Source organism: Plantactinospora sp. A48 (assembly GCF_055793945.1).
Window position 1 is genome coordinate 1 of sequence record NZ_JBTIXF010000098.1, and the last position, 15905, is coordinate 15905.

Annotated in this window: 13 protein-coding genes; 6 read left to right on the forward strand and 7 right to left on the reverse strand. The window is 71.9% G+C overall.

Features of this window, described 5'->3' with window-relative positions:
* Window positions 1–135: 135 nt before the first annotated feature.
* The 4 genes from ACXN5W_RS29045 to ACXN5W_RS29060 are packed head-to-tail and all read left to right on the forward strand — an operon-like array spanning window position 136 to window position 5682.
* Window positions 136–1101, forward strand: coding sequence for a carbohydrate ABC transporter permease (locus ACXN5W_RS29045; RefSeq protein ID WP_473161576.1), 966 nt, complete (start codon window positions 136–138; stop codon window positions 1099–1101).
* Window positions 1101–2018, forward strand: a complete 918-nt coding sequence (locus ACXN5W_RS29050) for a carbohydrate ABC transporter permease (RefSeq protein WP_473161577.1) — start codon at window positions 1101–1103, stop codon at window positions 2016–2018. Before ACXN5W_RS29045 ends, ACXN5W_RS29050 begins: the two co-directional genes overlap by 1 nt.
* Window positions 2015–4252 (forward strand): alpha-xylosidase, encoded by a 2238-nt coding sequence (gene yicI, locus ACXN5W_RS29055; RefSeq protein ID WP_473161578.1) that lies wholly within the window; start codon window positions 2015–2017, stop codon window positions 4250–4252. The genes ACXN5W_RS29050 and yicI overlap by 4 nt, the downstream gene beginning before the upstream one ends.
* Window positions 4249–5682, forward strand: a complete 1434-nt coding sequence (locus ACXN5W_RS29060) for a GH1 family beta-glucosidase (protein WP_473161579.1) — start codon at window positions 4249–4251, stop codon at window positions 5680–5682. The genes yicI and ACXN5W_RS29060 overlap by 4 nt, the downstream gene beginning before the upstream one ends.
* A 416-nt stretch (window positions 5683–6098) precedes the next feature.
* On the opposite strand, the gene fabF is transcribed toward ACXN5W_RS29060, so the two are convergent.
* The 5 genes from fabF to ACXN5W_RS29085 all read right to left on the reverse strand — a co-directional run bounded on the left by fabF (window position 6099) and on the right by ACXN5W_RS29085 (window position 11400).
* A complete protein-coding gene (gene fabF / locus ACXN5W_RS29065; RefSeq protein WP_473161580.1) occupies window positions 6099–7325 on the reverse strand; it encodes a beta-ketoacyl-ACP synthase II in 1227 nt (408 codons plus the stop codon).
* 1 nt (window position 7326) lies between these two features.
* Entirely contained in the window at window positions 7327–7566 is a 240-nt protein-coding gene (locus ACXN5W_RS29070; protein WP_377341070.1) for an acyl carrier protein, read from the reverse strand.
* 265 nt (window positions 7567–7831) lie between these two features.
* Complete coding sequence (locus ACXN5W_RS29075) at window positions 7832–8776, reverse strand: beta-ketoacyl-ACP synthase III (RefSeq protein WP_473161585.1); 945 nt, start codon at window positions 8774–8776, stop codon at window positions 7832–7834.
* A 73-nt stretch (window positions 8777–8849) separates the two neighbouring features.
* Window positions 8850–10049: an acyltransferase domain-containing protein gene (locus ACXN5W_RS29080; RefSeq protein ID WP_473161581.1), complete on the reverse strand. Its 1200-nt coding sequence runs from the start codon at window positions 10047–10049 to the stop codon at window positions 8850–8852.
* 136 nt (window positions 10050–10185) lie between these two features.
* Window positions 10186–11400 (reverse strand): PucR family transcriptional regulator, encoded by a 1215-nt coding sequence (locus tag ACXN5W_RS29085; protein ID WP_473161586.1) that lies wholly within the window; start codon window positions 11398–11400, stop codon window positions 10186–10188.
* Between the two features lie 621 nt (window positions 11401–12021).
* Between ACXN5W_RS29085 and ACXN5W_RS29090 the strand changes: the two genes are divergently transcribed.
* Window positions 12022–12939 (forward strand): NADP-dependent oxidoreductase, encoded by a 918-nt coding sequence (locus tag ACXN5W_RS29090; protein ID WP_473161587.1) that lies wholly within the window; start codon window positions 12022–12024, stop codon window positions 12937–12939.
* Window positions 12940–13021: 82 nt separating this feature from the next.
* On the opposite strand, the gene ACXN5W_RS29095 is transcribed toward ACXN5W_RS29090, so the two are convergent.
* Window positions 13022–13675, reverse strand: a complete 654-nt coding sequence (locus ACXN5W_RS29095) for a hypothetical protein (protein ID WP_473161582.1) — start codon at window positions 13673–13675, stop codon at window positions 13022–13024.
* 340 nt (window positions 13676–14015) lie between these two features.
* The gene (locus tag ACXN5W_RS29100) at window positions 14016–14726 is read right to left on the reverse strand and encodes a TetR/AcrR family transcriptional regulator (protein ID WP_473161583.1); all 711 of its coding nucleotides are present in this window, start codon (window positions 14724–14726) and stop codon (window positions 14016–14018) included.
* Between the two features lie 110 nt (window positions 14727–14836).
* On the opposite strand from ACXN5W_RS29100, the gene ACXN5W_RS29105 reads away from it, so the two are divergent.
* Window positions 14837–15751, forward strand: coding sequence for an NAD-dependent epimerase/dehydratase family protein (locus tag ACXN5W_RS29105; protein WP_473161584.1), 915 nt, complete (start codon window positions 14837–14839; stop codon window positions 15749–15751).
* Window positions 15752–15905 lie beyond the last annotated feature (154 nt).

Genomic DNA, 15905 nt, shown 5'->3' on the forward strand with positions numbered 1-15905 from the left:
CAGGACCTTAGGTCAGGTGCTCGCAAAGTCCGCAGATCCGTCCAGCGACGTCGTCGTGGAGGTCAAGCACGGCGGATGGACACGCCCTGCGGACAAGAACAAACGCCCTCCGCCCGGCGCACCGGAGGGAATTCCATGGCTGTCTCCGACACCCGCACCGGGCGGACGTCCGCGCCGGTCGGCCCGACCCGGCCACCCGGCCGACGGCGGCGCGGTGACCCCGCGTACTGGTTGTTCCTGGTGCCCGGCGCGGTGCTGTTCGCGCTGGTCATCGGCGGCCCGCTGCTGTTCACCGGCTACCTGTCGCTGACCCGGTGGTCCGGGATCGGCGACCCGACCTTCATCGGCCTGGACAACTACCAGCGCCTGCTCGACGACAGCGTGTTCTGGATGTCGTTCCGCAACACGCTCGCGATGATCGTCGCGATGGTCGTGCTGCCCACCCTGCTCGGGCTGGTTCTCGCGGCGGTGCTGTTCGACACCATCGGCCGGCGGTTCAAGCCGCGGACCGTCGCCGCGCTGCGGGCCGCGTACTACCTGCCCCAGGTGCTGCCCGTGGTGGTCGCCGGCATCGTCTGGGGCTGGATCCTGCGTCCCGACGGCGCTCTCAACGGGGTGCTCGACGCGGTCGGCCTGGGCGCGCTGCGACACGACTGGCTCGGTGACCCGGACACCGCGCTGCCGGCGGTGATGGCGGTGATGATCTGGGTCCAGCTCGGCTACCCGGTGGTGGTGTTCATGGCCGCGTTGCAGCGGGTCGACCCGGACCTGTACGAGGCCGCGGAACTCGACGGCGCCGGTTGGCTGCACCGGTTCCGGGCGATCACCCTGCCGCAGATCCGGCCGGAGACGTTCGTCGTCGCGCTCACCTGCACCATCGCCGCGATGAAGGTGTTCGGGCCGATCTACGCGCTGACCCGGGGCGGCCCGGAGAACTCCACGAACGTCCCGTCCTACTTCGCCTACTACACGTTCTTCAAGAAACTCCAGGTCGGCTACGGCTCGGCGATCTCCACCGTGCTCACCCTGCTCATCGTCGTGGTGGCCCTGCTGTTCATCCGGGCCCAGCGCCGAGCCGAACAACGGGACGGGAGTGCCTGATGGCCGTCACGCTCACCACCACCGCCCCGGCCGGCGCCGACGCCACCGACGCCAGCACCGGCCACCCCGGCCGACGGCGTACGCCCGACCGGTACCACCGGGGCGCCGGCCGGTGGATCGTGCTCGCGGTCGTCACCGCCGGTGCGCTGGTCATGCTGGTGCCGTTCGTGTTCATGCTGCTCAACTCGTTCAAGTCGCCCGGACAGTACTCGACCGACGGGCCGTTGAGCTGGCCGAAGGAGTTCCACACCCAGGGCCTGCGGACGTACTGGACCGCCGCCGGCTTCCCGCGGAAGCTGTGGAACTCGGTGCTCATCTCCGGCTCGGTGGCGGTGCTCGCCGTCCTCGTCTCGCTGCTCAACGCGTACGCGCTGGGAATCGGGCGGGTCCGGGGCCGGCTGTGGATCGTCGGCCTGTTCCTGCTGGGCAACATGCTGCCGCAGGAGTCGCTGGTCTACCCGCTGTACTACTTCGCCAAGGAGGTCGGCCTCTACAACACCCGACTGGTGGTGATCATCATCTTCACGGTCATCCAGAGCGCGTTCGGCACGTACCTGCTGGCCTCCGTGCTCGGCACGTTCCCCCGGAGCCTGCTCGAGGCCGCCGCGCTGGACGGCGCCGGGAAGTGGCGGATCCTCTGGCGGGTCGTGCTCCCCAACGTCCGGCCCACCTGCGCGGTGCTGCTGGTCTTCTTCTTCATCTGGACCTGGAACGAGTTCCTCATCCCGCTGGTGATGCTGATCGACAACTCGACCCAGACCGTCCCGGTGGCCCTCGCCTCGTTGCAGGGCGACCGGCTGATGGACGCCACGACCACCAACGCCGGCTCGCTGATCAGCCTGGTCCCGGCGGTCCTGTTCTTCCTCATCTTCCAGCGCACGTTGAGCCGCGGTATCACGGTAGGAGCCGAAAAGTGAAGTTCACCGACGGGTACTGGCAACTGCTTCCCGGGGTCAGCGTGCTGCGCCCCAACACCGTCGAGTCGGTGGAGCCGGAGGAACGCGGCTTCACCGTGTTCGCCCCCACCGGGCGGATCAGCGGACGCGGCGACACGTTGAACCGGCCGGTGGTGACCGTACGGTTCTTCAGCCCCGCCCCCGGGGTGGTCGGGGTGACCATCGGACACCACCTCGGTGGGCTGCCCAAGCACCCCCGCTTCGGGCTGACCACCGACGACGGGCACCCGGTCAGCGTCGACGTCACCGAGGTGAGCGCGACGCTGACCACCGGCGACCTGACCGCCCGGGTCAACCTGGTCGACGGGTGGCGGGTCGACTTCCTCCACGGCGACCGCCCGGTCACCTCGTCCACCGGACGCAGCATCGGGATCGTCACCGACGCCCAGGGCCGCAGGTACGTCCACGAGCGGTTGGCGCTCGGCGTCGGCGAGACCATCTACGGCCTCGGCGAACGGTTCGGCGCGTTCGCCAAGAACGGCCAGGTCGTCGACATCTGGAACGCCGACGGCGGCACCACCAGCGAGCAGGCGTACAAGAACGTGCCGTTCTACCTGAGCAGCGCCGGCTACGGCGTGCTGGTCGACCACCCCGAGCACGTCTCCTTCGAGGTCGGCTCCGAGGTGGTGTCGCAGACCCAGTTCAGCGTCGCGGGGCAGTCGCTCACGTACTACGTGATCGACGGGCCGACCCCCAAGGACGTGCTACGCCGCTACACCGCGCTCACCGGGCGGCCGGCCCGGGTGCCGGCCTGGTCGTACGGGCTGTGGCTGTCGACGTCGTTCACCACCTCGTACGACGAGAAGACGGTGGTCGAGTTCATCGACGGGATGGCCGAGCGGGGCCTGCCGCTGTCGGTGTTCCACTTCGACTGCTTCTGGATGCGCCAGTTCCACTGGGTCGACTTCCTGTGGGACCCCGCCACCTTCCCCGACCCGGCGGGCATGCTGCGCCGGCTGCACGAGCGTGGCCTGAAGGTGTGCGTCTGGATCAACCCGTACATCGCCCAGCGGTCGTACCTGTTCGAGGAGGGCCGCCAGGCCGGCTACCTGGTGCGCAACCCGGACGGCTCGGTCTGGCAGTGGGACCACTGGCAGGCCGGCATGGCGCTCGTCGACTTCACCAACCCGGACGCCGCGGCCTGGTTCGCCGGCAAGCTCAAGGACCTGCTGGACATGGGCGTGGACTGCTTCAAGACCGACTTCGGCGAGCGCATCCCCACCGACGTGGTGTGGCACGACGGCGCCGACCCGCAACGCATGCACAACTACTACTCGTACCTCTACAACCAGACCGTGTTCCGGCTGCTGGAAGCCGAGCGCGGGGTGGGGGAGGCGGTGGTCTTCGCCCGGTCCGCCACCACCGGCGGCCAGCAGTTCCCGGTCCACTGGGGCGGGGACAGCGAGTCGACCTTCGTGTCCATGGCCGAGTCGCTGCGCGGCGGGCTGTCCCTGGCGGCGTCCGGGTTCGGCTACTGGAGCCACGACATCGGCGGGTTCGAGGGCACCCCCGACCCGGCGGTGTTCAAGCGGTGGGTCGCGTTCGGGCTGCTCTCCTCGCACTCCCGGCTGCACGGCAACGGGTCGTACCGGGTGCCGTGGGCGTTCGACGACGAGGCGGTGGACGTGCTGCGGCACTTCACCCGGCTCAAGCTGCGGCTGATGCCGTACCTGGCGGCGGTCGCCGAGGAGGCCCACCGCGACGGCGTGCCGATGATGCGGCCGATGATCCTGGAATTCCCCGACGACCCGACCTCGGCGTACCTGGACCGGCAGTACATGCTCGGCCCGGACCTGCTGGTCGCCCCGGTGATGAGCGCCGACGGCCAGGTGACCTTCTGGGTGCCGGCCGGGACCTGGACCGACCTGCTCACCGGCGAGCAGCTCACCGGCCCGGCGTGGGTGGAGCAGAAGCACGGCTTCGACAGCCTGCCGCTGCTGGCCCGGCCCGGCTCGGTCATCCCGTTCGGCGCGGTCGACGACCGGCCCGACTACGACTGGGCCGAAGGCGTGCAACTGCGCTGCCACGCCCCGGTCGACGGGCACCGCCACCGGGTCCGGATACCGTCCAACGGCACCGGTCCGGGTGCCGAGTTCGACGTGAGCTTCGACGCCGGCGCCGCCCGCGCCGAACTGGTGTCGGGATCCGCGACGCGGTACGACTGCGTCGTGGTTACCTCGGAGGGAGCACGATGAGTGGAACACCTGAGCTGCCGGCCGAGCCCGTTCTTCCGGCGGGCTTCGTCTTCCCGGCGGACTTCGTCTGGGGTACGGCCACGGCCGCGTACCAGATCGAGGGTGCCGCCACCGAGGACGGCCGGGGACCGTCCATCTGGGACACCTACAGCCACACGCCGGGACGCACCCTGAACGGTGACACCGGCGACGTCGCGGACGACCACTACCACCGGATGCCCCAGGACCTCGACCTGCTGACCGAGCTGGGAGTGAGCGCGTACCGGTTCTCCATCTCGTGGCCCCGGGTGCAGCCCGGCGGATCGGGCCCGGCCAACTCCAAGGGACTGGACTTCTACTCGCGGCTCGTGGACGGGCTGCTGGCCCGGAACATCCGGCCGGTGGCCACCATGTACCACTGGGACCTGCCGCAGGAACTGGAGGACGCCGGTGGCTGGCCGGCCCGGGACACCGCGCTGCGCTTCCAGGAGTACGCGGGCATTGTCGTCGGCGCGCTCGGCGACCGGATACACACCTGGACCACCCTGAACGAGCCGTGGTGCTCGGCGTACCTGGGCTACGGGTCCGGCGTACACGCGCCGGGGCGGACCGAACCGGCGGCGGCGCTGGCCGCCGTACACCACCTGAACCTGGCGCACGGCCTGGCCGGCCGGGTGGTCCGGGAGCTGGCGCCGGCCGCGCAGCTGTCGGTGACCCTGAACCTGCACGTGATCCGGCCCGCGTCCACGTCGCCCGCCGACACCGACGCCGTACGCCGGATCGACGCGCTGGCCAACCGGGCGTTCCTCGGGCCGATGCTGGACGGTGCGTACCCGGCCGACCTGATCGCCGACACCGCCGCCGTCACCGACTGGTCGTTCGTGCGCGACGGCGACGAACAGACCTCGGCGGTGCCGCTGGACGTGCTCGGGGTGAACTACTACTCGACGACCCTGGTCCGGGCCGCCGACCCCGGTGCGCCACGCAGCAGCGCCGACGGGCACGGCGCCTCGGAACACAGTCCGTGGGTCGGCGCCGACGACGTCGACTTCCTGCCGCAGCCCGGCCCGCACACCGCGATGGGCTGGAACATCGACCCGTCCGGCCTGACCGAACTGCTGGTCCGGCTGCACCGGGAGTACCCCGCCCAGCCGCTCATGATCACCGAGAACGGCGCGGCGTTCGACGACGTGGTCGGCCCCGACGGCCTGGTCCACGACGACGCCCGGGTCGACTACCTGCGCCGGCACGTCGCCGCGCTGGCCGACGCCCGGGCGGCCGGGGTGGACGTGCGCGGCTACTTCGTCTGGTCACTGCTGGACAACTTCGAGTGGGGCTACGGGTACGACCGCCGTTTCGGCATCATCCGCGTCGACTACGACACCCAGGAACGCAGCCTGAAGGACAGCGCCCGCTGGTACCAACAGCTCACCGCCACGGGCCGGGTGTAAGGAAGGGCACCTTGTTACCGCTTTTCGTATAGCAAGGCCCCCGCTTAACCTCCGGAACCGCTCGGCCACGAGATCGACCCAAGTTCGGCGATACCGGGGTGTCAGCGCCGTCGGACACCCCGGTATCGCCGAACTTGCGCCAGAGGCCGGAGGCCGGAGGCCAGAGGCCAGAGGCCGGCGACCGGCGGCCGGCCGGCCGTGGACCACCCACACCCGGTCCGCGGCGGCGAACAGTTCGGTGACCCCCATCCGGCAGCCCACCAGTCCGGGCGTACGCGTCGCGGCAGCCGGATGTTCGCGGCCGCGCACGGTGTTCCCTCCAGCCCGCTGAGTCACGGATGGCGCGCCGTTGACGGGCGTTAAGAAGGGCCCCCTGCTATACGAAAAGCGATAACAGGGGGCCCTTCCTTACCGCCTCAGACCCGGGTGAAGACCAGGGCGACGTTGTGGCCGCCGAAGCCGAAGGCGTTGTTCAGCGCCGCCGGGATGTCGAGGTGACGGGGCTCGTGGGCGGCCACGTCGAGGTCCAGACCGTCGTCCGGGTCGTCCAGGTTGATCGTCGGCGGCACGACGCTGTTGGTGATGGCCAGGATGGTGGCGATCGACTCCAGCGCGCCGGCGGCACCCAGCAGGTGACCGGTCATCGACTTGGTGGCCGACAGCACCGCGTGGTCGCCGATGGTGGCCTTCAACGCGCCGATCTCCAGCATGTCGCCGACCGGCGTCGCGGTGGCGTGCGCGTTGACGTGCCGGATGTCGGTGCCGGTCACGTCGGCGTCGGCCAGGGCCTTCCGGATGGCCCGGATCGCGCCCTCGCCCTCGGCGTGCGGCTGCACGATGTCGTAGGCGTCGGAGCTGATCCCGGCCCCGGCCAACCGGGCGTAGACCCGGGCGCCGCGCGCGGCGGCGTGTTCGGCCGACTCCAGGATGATCACCCCGGCGCCCTCGCCGAGGACGAACCCGTCCCGGCCCTTGTCCCAGGGTCGGGAGGCCCGCTCGGGCTCGTCGTTACGGGTGGACATGGCCCGCATCGAGGCGAAGCCGGCGATGGGCAGCGGGTGGATGACCGCCTCGGTGCCGCCGGCCACCACCACGTCGGCGCGGCCGGAGCGGATGATGTCCAGGCCGAGCGCCATCGCCTCGGCACCGGTCGCGCAGGCACTGGCCATCGCGTGTACGCCGGCCTTGGCGCCCACCTCCAGCCCGACCCAGGCGGCCGGACCGTTCGGCATGAGCATCGGTACGGTGTGCGGCGACACCCGGCGCGGGCCGGACGCCTCCAGGATGTCGTCCTGGGCGAGCAGGGTGGTCGCCCCGCCGATGCCGGAGCCGAGGCTGACCGCCAGCCGCTCGGGGTCCGGCCCGGAATCGGCGAGCCCGGAGTCCGCCCAGGCCTGCTGGGCGGCGATGATGGCGATCGCCTCGGACCGGTCGAGCCGGCGCAGCCGTACCCGGTCGAGGACCTCGGTGGGTTCCACGGCGAGTTGGGCGGCGATCCGCACGGGAAGCTGACCGGCCCACTCCTGGGTGAGGGGACTCACCCCGGAGCGGCCGGCGAGCATGGCGTTCCAGGTCGACGCGACGTCCCCGCCGAGCGGGGTCGTCGCGCCGAGCCCGGTGACGACGACGTCGGTGCGACTCATGTCAGGACTGCGCCTCGATGTAGCTGACGGCGTCGCCCACGGTCTTGAGGTTCTGCACCTCGTTGTCCGGGATCTTCACCCCGAACTTCTCCTCGGCCGCGACGACGACCTCCACCATGGAGAGCGAGTCGACGTCCAGGTCGTCGGTGAACGACTTGTCCACGGCCACGTCGTCCGGGTTCACCCCGGCGACCTCCTCGAGGATCTCAGCGAGGCCGGCGGTGATCTCGTCACGGGTCATTGTGGTTGGCTTCCTCTCCAGCTGTGGATGTGCGGTGGGCCGGTTGCGGCCCCGTCGACCGGGTCGGAACCCAGCCTGTCGGACCGGGTCGGAACCCGGCCGCTACGTACCGGGTCGGAACCCGGCCCGTTGGACCGGCCGGTCCCGGGTGGGACCGGCGGCCGGCTGCGCGGTCCCGGGACGGGACCGGACGGTTTTCGGTCCGGCCGTGGCTTTCGGGCCACGACCGTGGTCCCCGGCGGGGTCGCCGGTGACCGGTGGAAGGTCACGGGCAGCGGACGACCTGCCCGGCATAGGTGAGGCCGCCGCCGAACCCGAACAGCAGTACGGGCGCCCCGGACGCTACCTCCCGGCGTTCGACCAGCTTCGACAGGGCCAGCGGAACGCTCGCCGCCGAGGTGTTGCCGGACTCGACGATGTCCTTCGCGACGATCGCGTTGGGCATGTCCAGCCGCTTCGCGATGCCGTCGATGATCCGGGCGTTCGCCTGGTGGGGCACGAAGGCCGCGATCTCCTCGGGGGCCACGCCGGCCCGCTCGCACGCCTGCCGGGCCAGCGGGGCGAGCGCGGTCGTCGCCCAGCGGAACACGGACTGGCCCTCCTGCTCGACGTACGGCCGCCAGCCCTCGATCCGGACCGCGTCGCTGCGCTCCGGCACGGAGCCCCACAGGACCGGGCCGATCCCGCTCGGCTCGCCGTCGGCGGTGGCCGTGACCACCGCGGCACCGGCGCCGTCACCGAACAGGATGCAGGTCGACCGGTCGGTCCAGTTGGTGAACTCGGAGAGCTTCTCGGCGCCGATCACGATGGCGTTGCGGGACGCGCCGGCGCTCACCGCGTGGTCCGCGGTGGCCAGCGCGTACGAGAAGCCGGAGCAGGCGGTGTTGATGTCGTACGCGCCGGGCGCGTTGATGCCGAGCTTCGCCGCGACCCGGCACGCCACGTTGGGGCTGCGGTCCACGGAGGTGCAGGTGGCCACGACCACGAGGTCGATGTCGGCGGGGGTGAGGCCCGAGTTGGCCAGCGCCTTCCCGGCGGCGGCCGCGGCCATGTCGGCGACCGTCTCGGTGTCGGCGATCCGCCGGGTGACGATGCCGACCCGGTCCCGGATCCACTCGTCGTTGGTGTCCACCATCCGAGCGAGGTCGTCGTTGGTGAGCACCCGAGCGGGTTGGTAGTGCCCGAGGGCGAGGATGCGGGAACCCATCAGCTGTGCCATCCCTTCGTTCGCGGCCGCGGAGCCGGCCGCGTCGCCGGTCGCGTTGGGGTGATCGTTCCGGCGGTCACGGACGTCCGCCGATCCGGGCCAGCGGCTGGCCCGGTGCGACGGGGCGGTCGGTGTCGGCGAGCCATTCGGTGAGCAGCCCGGTTCCGTGTGCGGTGATCTCGACCGGCCCCTGGCGGGTCGCGACGTACCCGATGACCTGCCCGGTGCGGATCTCGGCGCCTTCGGCCAGACCCTCGGCCCGGCTGAACGCGCCGGCGGTGCCGGCGACCACCACCCGGACGGCGCTGGTGGCGGCCCCGGCGGTCCGGTTGGGGCTGGCCGACCGGGTCGACGGCGCGGAGCCGTGCCGGGCGATCAGGTCCCGCGCGGCGGGCAGGTCGGCCGGGGTGTTCAGGGTGACGATCTCCGGCACCCCGGTGGCCTTGAGCTCCCGCTTGATGAGGCCGGCGAGGGTGCCGGCGGGTGGCAGCTCCAGCACGCCGGTGACGCCGAGGTCGGCGATGGCCCGCATGCAGAGGTCCCAGCGCACCGGCGCGGTGACCTGGCGGACCAGCCGGTGCAGCATCTCCCGGCCGTTGCCGACGACCGTGCCGTCGAGGTTGGACAGCAGGAGCCGGGCCGGGTCGGCCGGAGTGATCCCGGCCGCCACCTCGGCCAGGGCCCGTTCGGCGGGGGCCATGTACGAGGTGTGGAACGCGCCGGCGACCTGGAGTGCCCGGACCCGGGTACCGGCCGGGGCCTCGGCGGCGAGCTTGGCCAGCCCGTCGACCGCGCCCGCGGCGACCACCTGGCCGGCGCCGTTGCGGTTGGCCGGAAACAGGCCGTGCGCGTCGATGGCGGCGATCACCTCGTCCGGGTCGCCACCCAGCACCGCCGACATCCCGGTGGGTTCCAGGGCGCAGGCGGCGGCCATCTCCCGCCCCCGCAGGCCGGCGAGGGTCACGGCGGTTTCGGGGGTGAGGACACCGGCCAGCGCGGCGGCGCCGAGTTCGCCGACGCTGTGACCCGCGGTGAGGGTGACATCGTGCGTCGGGAGGTACTCGCCGGCGAGCAGCGCGGCGGCCACCAGCAGCGGCTGGGTCCGGGCGGTGTCCCGGATCTCCTCGGCGTCGGCCTCGGTGCCGAGCCGCACCAGGTCGACGCCGGCCAGGGTGGACCACCAGCGCAGCCGGGCGGCGGCACCGGGGACGTCGAGCCACGGGGCGAGGAACCCGGGCTTCTGTGAGCCCTGACCGGGGGAGAGTACGACAAGCACGTCTACGACTCTGCGGGATACTCGACAGTTACATGATTGCCGCCAGTCACCAAACCCTCCTACGCCCTTTGTGGGAATGTTACAAAGATCGGTAGAGATGATGCGGGTTTTGGGGCTGCCCGCCCGTTATCGCCGACTAGGTCTGGTTCGAAACCGGTGGGGTAACCGGGTCCAACCGGCCCACGGTGAGGGCGACCCGGAGGGCGTACGCGTCTCGTGAGGCCAGCGGCGAGTAGCCGGTCACCTCCGCGATCCGGCGCAGCCGGTAACGCACCGTGTTCGGATGCACGAACAGCGTCCGGGCCGCGCTCTCCAGCACCCCGCCGCTGGTGAAGAACGCGTCAAGCGTCTCCAGCAGCTCGCCACCGGCCCGAGCCAGCACCGCGAAGACGTCCTGGCGCAGCTCGCGCCGGGCCTCCGGGTCACCGGCCAGGGCGCGCTCGGGCAGCAGGTCCGCCGCGGCCACCGGCCGGGGCGCCGCCGGCCAGGCCGGGGCGGCGCGGAAGCCGGCGACCGCCGCCCGGGCCGACTCGGTGGCGTCGTCGAGACTGGGTACGGCCGGGCCCACCACCACCGGTCCCTCACCGAAGGCGGCCAGCAGCCGTCCGGTGGTGGTGATCGGATCCGCGGCCCCGCCCAGGACCACCACCAGGCGGTCGCCGTGCACCCCGCCGATGATCTCCACGTCGATCCGGCGGGCCACCCGGTAGAGCGTCAGCAGGACGGCAGCCACGTCTCCACCCGGGGAGCGGCCCACCGCCACGGCGACCGGCGGCGCGTCCGCCCAGCCCAACGCCGCGGCCCGGCTGGCCAGCACGTCCCGGGAGTCACCGCGCAGCAGCGCGTCGACCAGCAGCGCCTGCAACCGGGCGTCCCAGGCGCCCCGGGTCTCGGCGGCGCGGGCGTACACCCGGGCCGCCGAGAAGGCGATCTCCCGGGAGAACCGCAGTACGGCCTCCCGCAGCGGCTGTTCCTCGCCGTCCGCGGCCAGGTGCGGCACCTGCTCCTCGACCACGTCGATGGTCACCTTGATCAGCGCCACGGTCTGCTGGAGGCTGATGGTCCGGGCCAGCGTCCGGGGTGCCGCCGCGAAGACCTCGTCGGACACCTCCTGCGGGCTTCCGTTCCGCCCGCCGCCGTTACCCAGCCAGTCGACAAGCGATCGGACCCCCGCCTGGGCCACCAGCATGACCCAGGAGCGTTGCTCGGCGGGCAGCCCCCGGAACCAGGGGAGCGTCTCCTCCATCCGGGCCACGCTGGCCGTTGCCAGCGAGCCGGCGGCCCGCTCGATCCGGCGCAGGGTGGCGACCAGTTCGCCGACCTCGCCGCCCGCAGCGGCACCGCTGCCCAGGCCGGCGGCCCGGGGCGCGGAGGTGAGGTCGTCGGTCGGCACGCTCCCCAGCCTGTCACGCCCGCGGCTGCCCGGTGGCGGCGGCCCGGCCGGACCACGTCGGTCGGTCGATGGCTGGGACGGTGGCGATCGATGGCCGGGTCCGCGCCGGATGATCGATCGCCGCCATCGCCGACGGCGCCGTCAAGAAGGTCGGTACGGGTCAGTACGGTGTCAGCACCAGATCCGGGTGGGTGGGTCGGGACGCGGCCAGTGGCCAGGCTCCGCACCCGGGTGCCGAACGGGTGGCGGCGAGGTCGAGGAGGCCGATAGGTGTACGGGGAGGTCGAGCGCGACCGTGTCGACGGGGAGCGTCCCGGTCCGACGGGTGGACAGCCACCCTGCCCCGGGCTGAACCGGGGCGTCGGGTCGGCGACCCCCGACGGCGGTGCCGAGGCCCAGTCGTCCGGCGGGCGGCCGGACTGCCAGAGCACCCGACGTGGCTGGGCCGGCGCGCACCAACATCTCGGTGTGCGGCCACGGACCCGGGGAGCCCGTCGGGAACGACCGCCGCGTCGGTGGTGCTGACCGGTTTCGGCCCGGGTACGCGACCGCAGCCCTAGGGTTGCTGACGTGAGGGCGATGGCGATCTCCCGGTTCGGGGGCCCCGAACAACTGACCGAGCAGGAACTGCCGGATCCGCGGGTGGGGCCCGACACGGTCCTGGTGCGGACCCGGGCGGCCGGCGTCAACCCGGTCGACTGCAAGATCAGAGCGGGGCATCTGGACGCCGCGTTCCCGACGCATTTCCCGCTCGTGCCGGGTTGGGACCTGGCCGGGATGGTGGCGGCGGTCGGCCCGGCCGTGACCGACTTCGCGGTGGGCGACGAGGTCATCGGGTACGTCCGGCGGGACGAGATCCAGCACGGCACCTACGCCGAGTTGGTGCCCGCGCCCGAGCGCACCCTGGCGGACAAGCCGACCCGGGCGTCCTGGGTGCAGGCCGGTGGCCTGCCGCTGGCCGGGCTCGCCGCGTACCAGGCACTGCGGGCGGTCCGGGTCGAACAGGGCGACACGGTCCTGGTGCACGCGGCGGCGGGCGGCGTCGGCCACCTCGCCGTGCAGCTGGCCCGGGCGCTGGGGGCCGACCGGGTGATCGGGACGGCCGGTGAGCACAATCACGACTTCGTCCGATCCCTCGGCGGTGAGCCGGTCAGTCACGGACCCGGTCTGGCCGACCGGATCCGGGAGCTGGCCCCGGCCGGTGTGGACGCGGTGCTGGATGTGTTCGGTGGTCACGGCCTGGCCGCCTCGGCCGAGTTGTTGACCGAGGCGGCCCGGCTGGCGTCCATCGCGGACCCGGTCACGGTCACCGAACTCGGTGGGCAGTACATCTTCGTCAGGCCGTCCACGGCCGATCTCAGCGTGCTGGCCGGGCTGCTGGACTCGGGCCGGCTGACCGTGCACGTCGAGCGGACGTTCCGGTTGGCTGAGGCGGCCGAGGCGCACCGGGTGTTGGAGGCCGGCCACGTGCGCGGCAAGCTGGTGCTGGAGGTCTGACCCGGCCGGACCGGCGGTCAGCGGTCCCGGTCAGCGGTCCCGGTCAGCGGGCCCGATCATCGAGCCTGGTCAGCGAGCCCGGTCAGCGGGTGCGGCGGCGGATCAGCAGGGCGATGCCGGCCAGGCCCAGGGTGATGGCGACGATCACGCCGGTGTTGAGCAGCAGCACCCGGCGCAGGTCACCGAGCGCGTCGGTGAAGCCGGCGCTGGGGTCCAGGGCGTCCACGTCGGTGGCCGGTTCGCCGCCGCCGATACCACCGGTGATCGTCGTGGCCTCACCGGGCAGCGGAAGGCCGGCCGTCCGCAGCGCGTCGGTCATGTTGAGCCGGCCGTAGAACCAGGCCGCCGTGGTCGTCCGCTGATCCGGCTGGACGCTCGGCCGGTAGGCGCGCGGTCCGCCCTTGGCGAGCGGGTAGAGGTCGTACGTCTGCCGCGCCTGGTCGCCGACGCTGATCACCACGGTGTACTTGCGACCGAGGTCGGTGCCGGCGGCCGGCGAGCCCTGGCCGGTGCCCGCACGCAGCCAGCTCACCTGGTCGAACAACGCGGCGAACAGCGTCGCGTCGGTGTCGGAGTGGACGGTCACCGAATCCTGGGAGCCGGCGGGGCTGATGGTCAGCGTCGTCGGTTGGGGTTTCGGCGCGGCCTGGGCCGGCCCGCCGGTCCACAGTGCCAGGCCGAACGTCACGGCCAGCAGCACGGTCAGGACTCCCGGCCACCGCACCCTACCGACCATGGCCGACCTCCTCGCCCCGTCCGATGGCGGCACTGGCGTAGTTCGTGGTCACGAACGGTCACCGGAACGGCCGCAGGTCGGGATGACCCGACCCCACCTTGAAGAGATTGCGCGGAATACCGCTCCGACGCACCGGTCGGCCCGGTATTTGGAACTATCTGCGATCCTTCGATCGACCGTCACCGAGTCGATCGTGCGCCGAATCTTAACGCCGATGGCATCGGCCATGGGGGCGGGGTCGGACCGGTCCCGGGACGGCGGGGCGCCGACGAGAACGGTGGGCGTAAGTGGCCGGATCGGATCCTGGCCGTTACCTTCCTGAGCCGATCGTCGATCCGGGTCAGTCGCCGGTCGGGGTCAGGCCGATGTGGCCGGCCACCCGTCGCATCTGGTGGTCGAAGAACTCCCGTCGCGCGTGGATCACGTTGTTGAGCTGACCGAACAGTTCGAAACTGACCGCGCCGAACAGACTCAGCCAGCCGAGCATCATGCGGGCTGCCAGGGCGGGGGAAAGGGCCGGGGCGAAGGAGGCCATGGCCCCGGCCAGGTCCGCGCGCACCTCCGGAGGAAGGGTCTCGCCGGGTCGCTCGTCGTCGGTGACCGTACCCGCCGGTATCCCGTCGGTGATGATGCCGACCAGTGTCGCCGGGGTGCGGGCGGCGACCGTCACGGTGTCCATCGGCGCGGCGTATCCGGGGACCGGACTGCCGAACAGCAGGGCGTACTCGGCGGGGTTGGCCAGGGCCCAGTCGCGGATGGCGTGGCAGGTGGCCAGCCACCGGCCGAGCAGGTCCGTGCGGTCACCGACCGAGGCGTCCGCCGTCTCGGCGGCCTCGCCGAGGGCGTCGTACCCATCGATGATCAGCGCGGTGAGCAGGTCATCCCGGCTGGCGAAGTAGCGGTACAGGGCGGAGGAGACCATCCCCATGTCCCGGGCCACCGCCCGCAACGACAGGTTGGCGCCGTCGGTCGCCAGGTGGCGCCGCGCGGTGGCCTTGATCTCTTCGATCATCTCGGCGCGGACGCGGGCGCGGATCGATCCAGCGGTCATGGGAAAGATTGTTGCACACATCAGAGAGCACTGCTCTTGACATCTGGATCCCGGAAGGTGAGAGTTGTACTCAACAGAGAGCGCTGCTCTCATCTAGTCGGAGGTCAGTCATGTCGACGCACGTCATCGTGGGTGCCGGTCGGGTCGGTTCGACCACCGCGCTGCTGCTCGCAGAGCGCGGGGAGCGGGTCCGGCTGCTCAGCCGCCGGGGCATCGGCCCCGAGCATCCGCTGGTCGAGCGGGTCACCGCGGATGCCACCGACGCCGACCGGCTCACCGCGCTCACCACGGGAGCCGTGGCCCTGTACAACTGCGCGAACCCGCAGTACCACACCTGGCTGACCGATTGGCCGCCGCTGTCGGCCGCGCTGCTGAGCGCGGCCGAGCGCACCGGCGCCACCCTGGTCACCACGAGCACGCTCTACTCGTACGGGCCGGTCGACTCCCCGATGACCGAGCAGACGCCGCTGGCCGCCACCCATCCCAAGCTGCGGATCCGGGGCGAGATGTGGCGGGCCGCGCTGGCCGCCCACGAGGCCGGCCGGATCCGGGCCACCGAGGTACGCGGAAGCGACTACCTCCAGGCGCAGGGCATCCTCAGCTTCTCGCTCGGCAAGCCCCTGCTGGCCGGGCAGCGGGCCTGGGCTCCTGGGCCGCTGGACGTACCGCACACCTGGACATCCATCAACGATGTGGCTCGGCTGCTGGTGACGGTCGCCGGGGACGAGCGGGCCTGGGGGCAGGCGTGGCACGTCCCGAGCACCGACCCGCTGACCGTCCGGGAACTGGCCACCCGTTTCGCCCGGGTGGCGGGGGCGCCGGCGCCGAAGCTGACCACGATCCCGTACCCGGTGATCTGGACCACCGGGCTGTTCACGCCGATGGTCCGGGAACTGCGGACCACCCGCTACCAGTTCACCCGGCCGTTCGTCATGGACTCGACCGCCGCCACCGAGACCTTCGGGCTGAAGCCCGAGCCCATCGACGACGCCCTGCGGGAGACCGCCAACCTGCTCCGCGCCTGATCCCCTGGCCGCGCGGGTTCCCTGGCCGGGCGGCCGACCGCCGGTGATCGTGGATTGGTGGGGGTCCCAGTCGGGAGCCAAAAAGCCAAAACACCCCTTCAGTCCCTTAATCACCAGGGGCCATCCACCTCGAGGCCCGGTGGTACCCCATCCC

Bases quoted from the DNA above. Each gene is read 5' to 3' on its own strand.
- fabF (WP_473161580.1), bottom strand. From the start codon at position 7,325: ATGAGTCGCACCGACGTCGTCGTCACCGGGCTCGGCGCGACGACCCCG.
- ACXN5W_RS29095 (WP_473161582.1), bottom strand. From the start codon at position 13,675: ATGGTCGGTAGGGTGCGGTGGCCGGGAGTCCTGACCGTGCTGCTGGCC.
- ACXN5W_RS29050 (WP_473161577.1), top strand. From the start codon at position 1,101: ATGGCCGTCACGCTCACCACCACCGCCCCGGCCGGCGCCGACGCCACC.
- ACXN5W_RS29060 (WP_473161579.1), top strand. From the start codon at position 4,249: ATGAGTGGAACACCTGAGCTGCCGGCCGAGCCCGTTCTTCCGGCGGGC.
- ACXN5W_RS29045 (WP_473161576.1), top strand. From the start codon at position 136: ATGGCTGTCTCCGACACCCGCACCGGGCGGACGTCCGCGCCGGTCGGC.
- ACXN5W_RS29100 (WP_473161583.1), bottom strand. From the start codon at position 14,726: ATGACCGCTGGATCGATCCGCGCCCGCGTCCGCGCCGAGATGATCGAA.
- ACXN5W_RS29070 (WP_377341070.1), bottom strand. From the start codon at position 7,566: ATGACCCGTGACGAGATCACCGCCGGCCTCGCTGAGATCCTCGAGGAG.
- ACXN5W_RS29105 (WP_473161584.1), top strand. From the start codon at position 14,837: ATGTCGACGCACGTCATCGTGGGTGCCGGTCGGGTCGGTTCGACCACC.
- ACXN5W_RS29090 (WP_473161587.1), top strand. From the start codon at position 12,022: ATGGCGATCTCCCGGTTCGGGGGCCCCGAACAACTGACCGAGCAGGAA.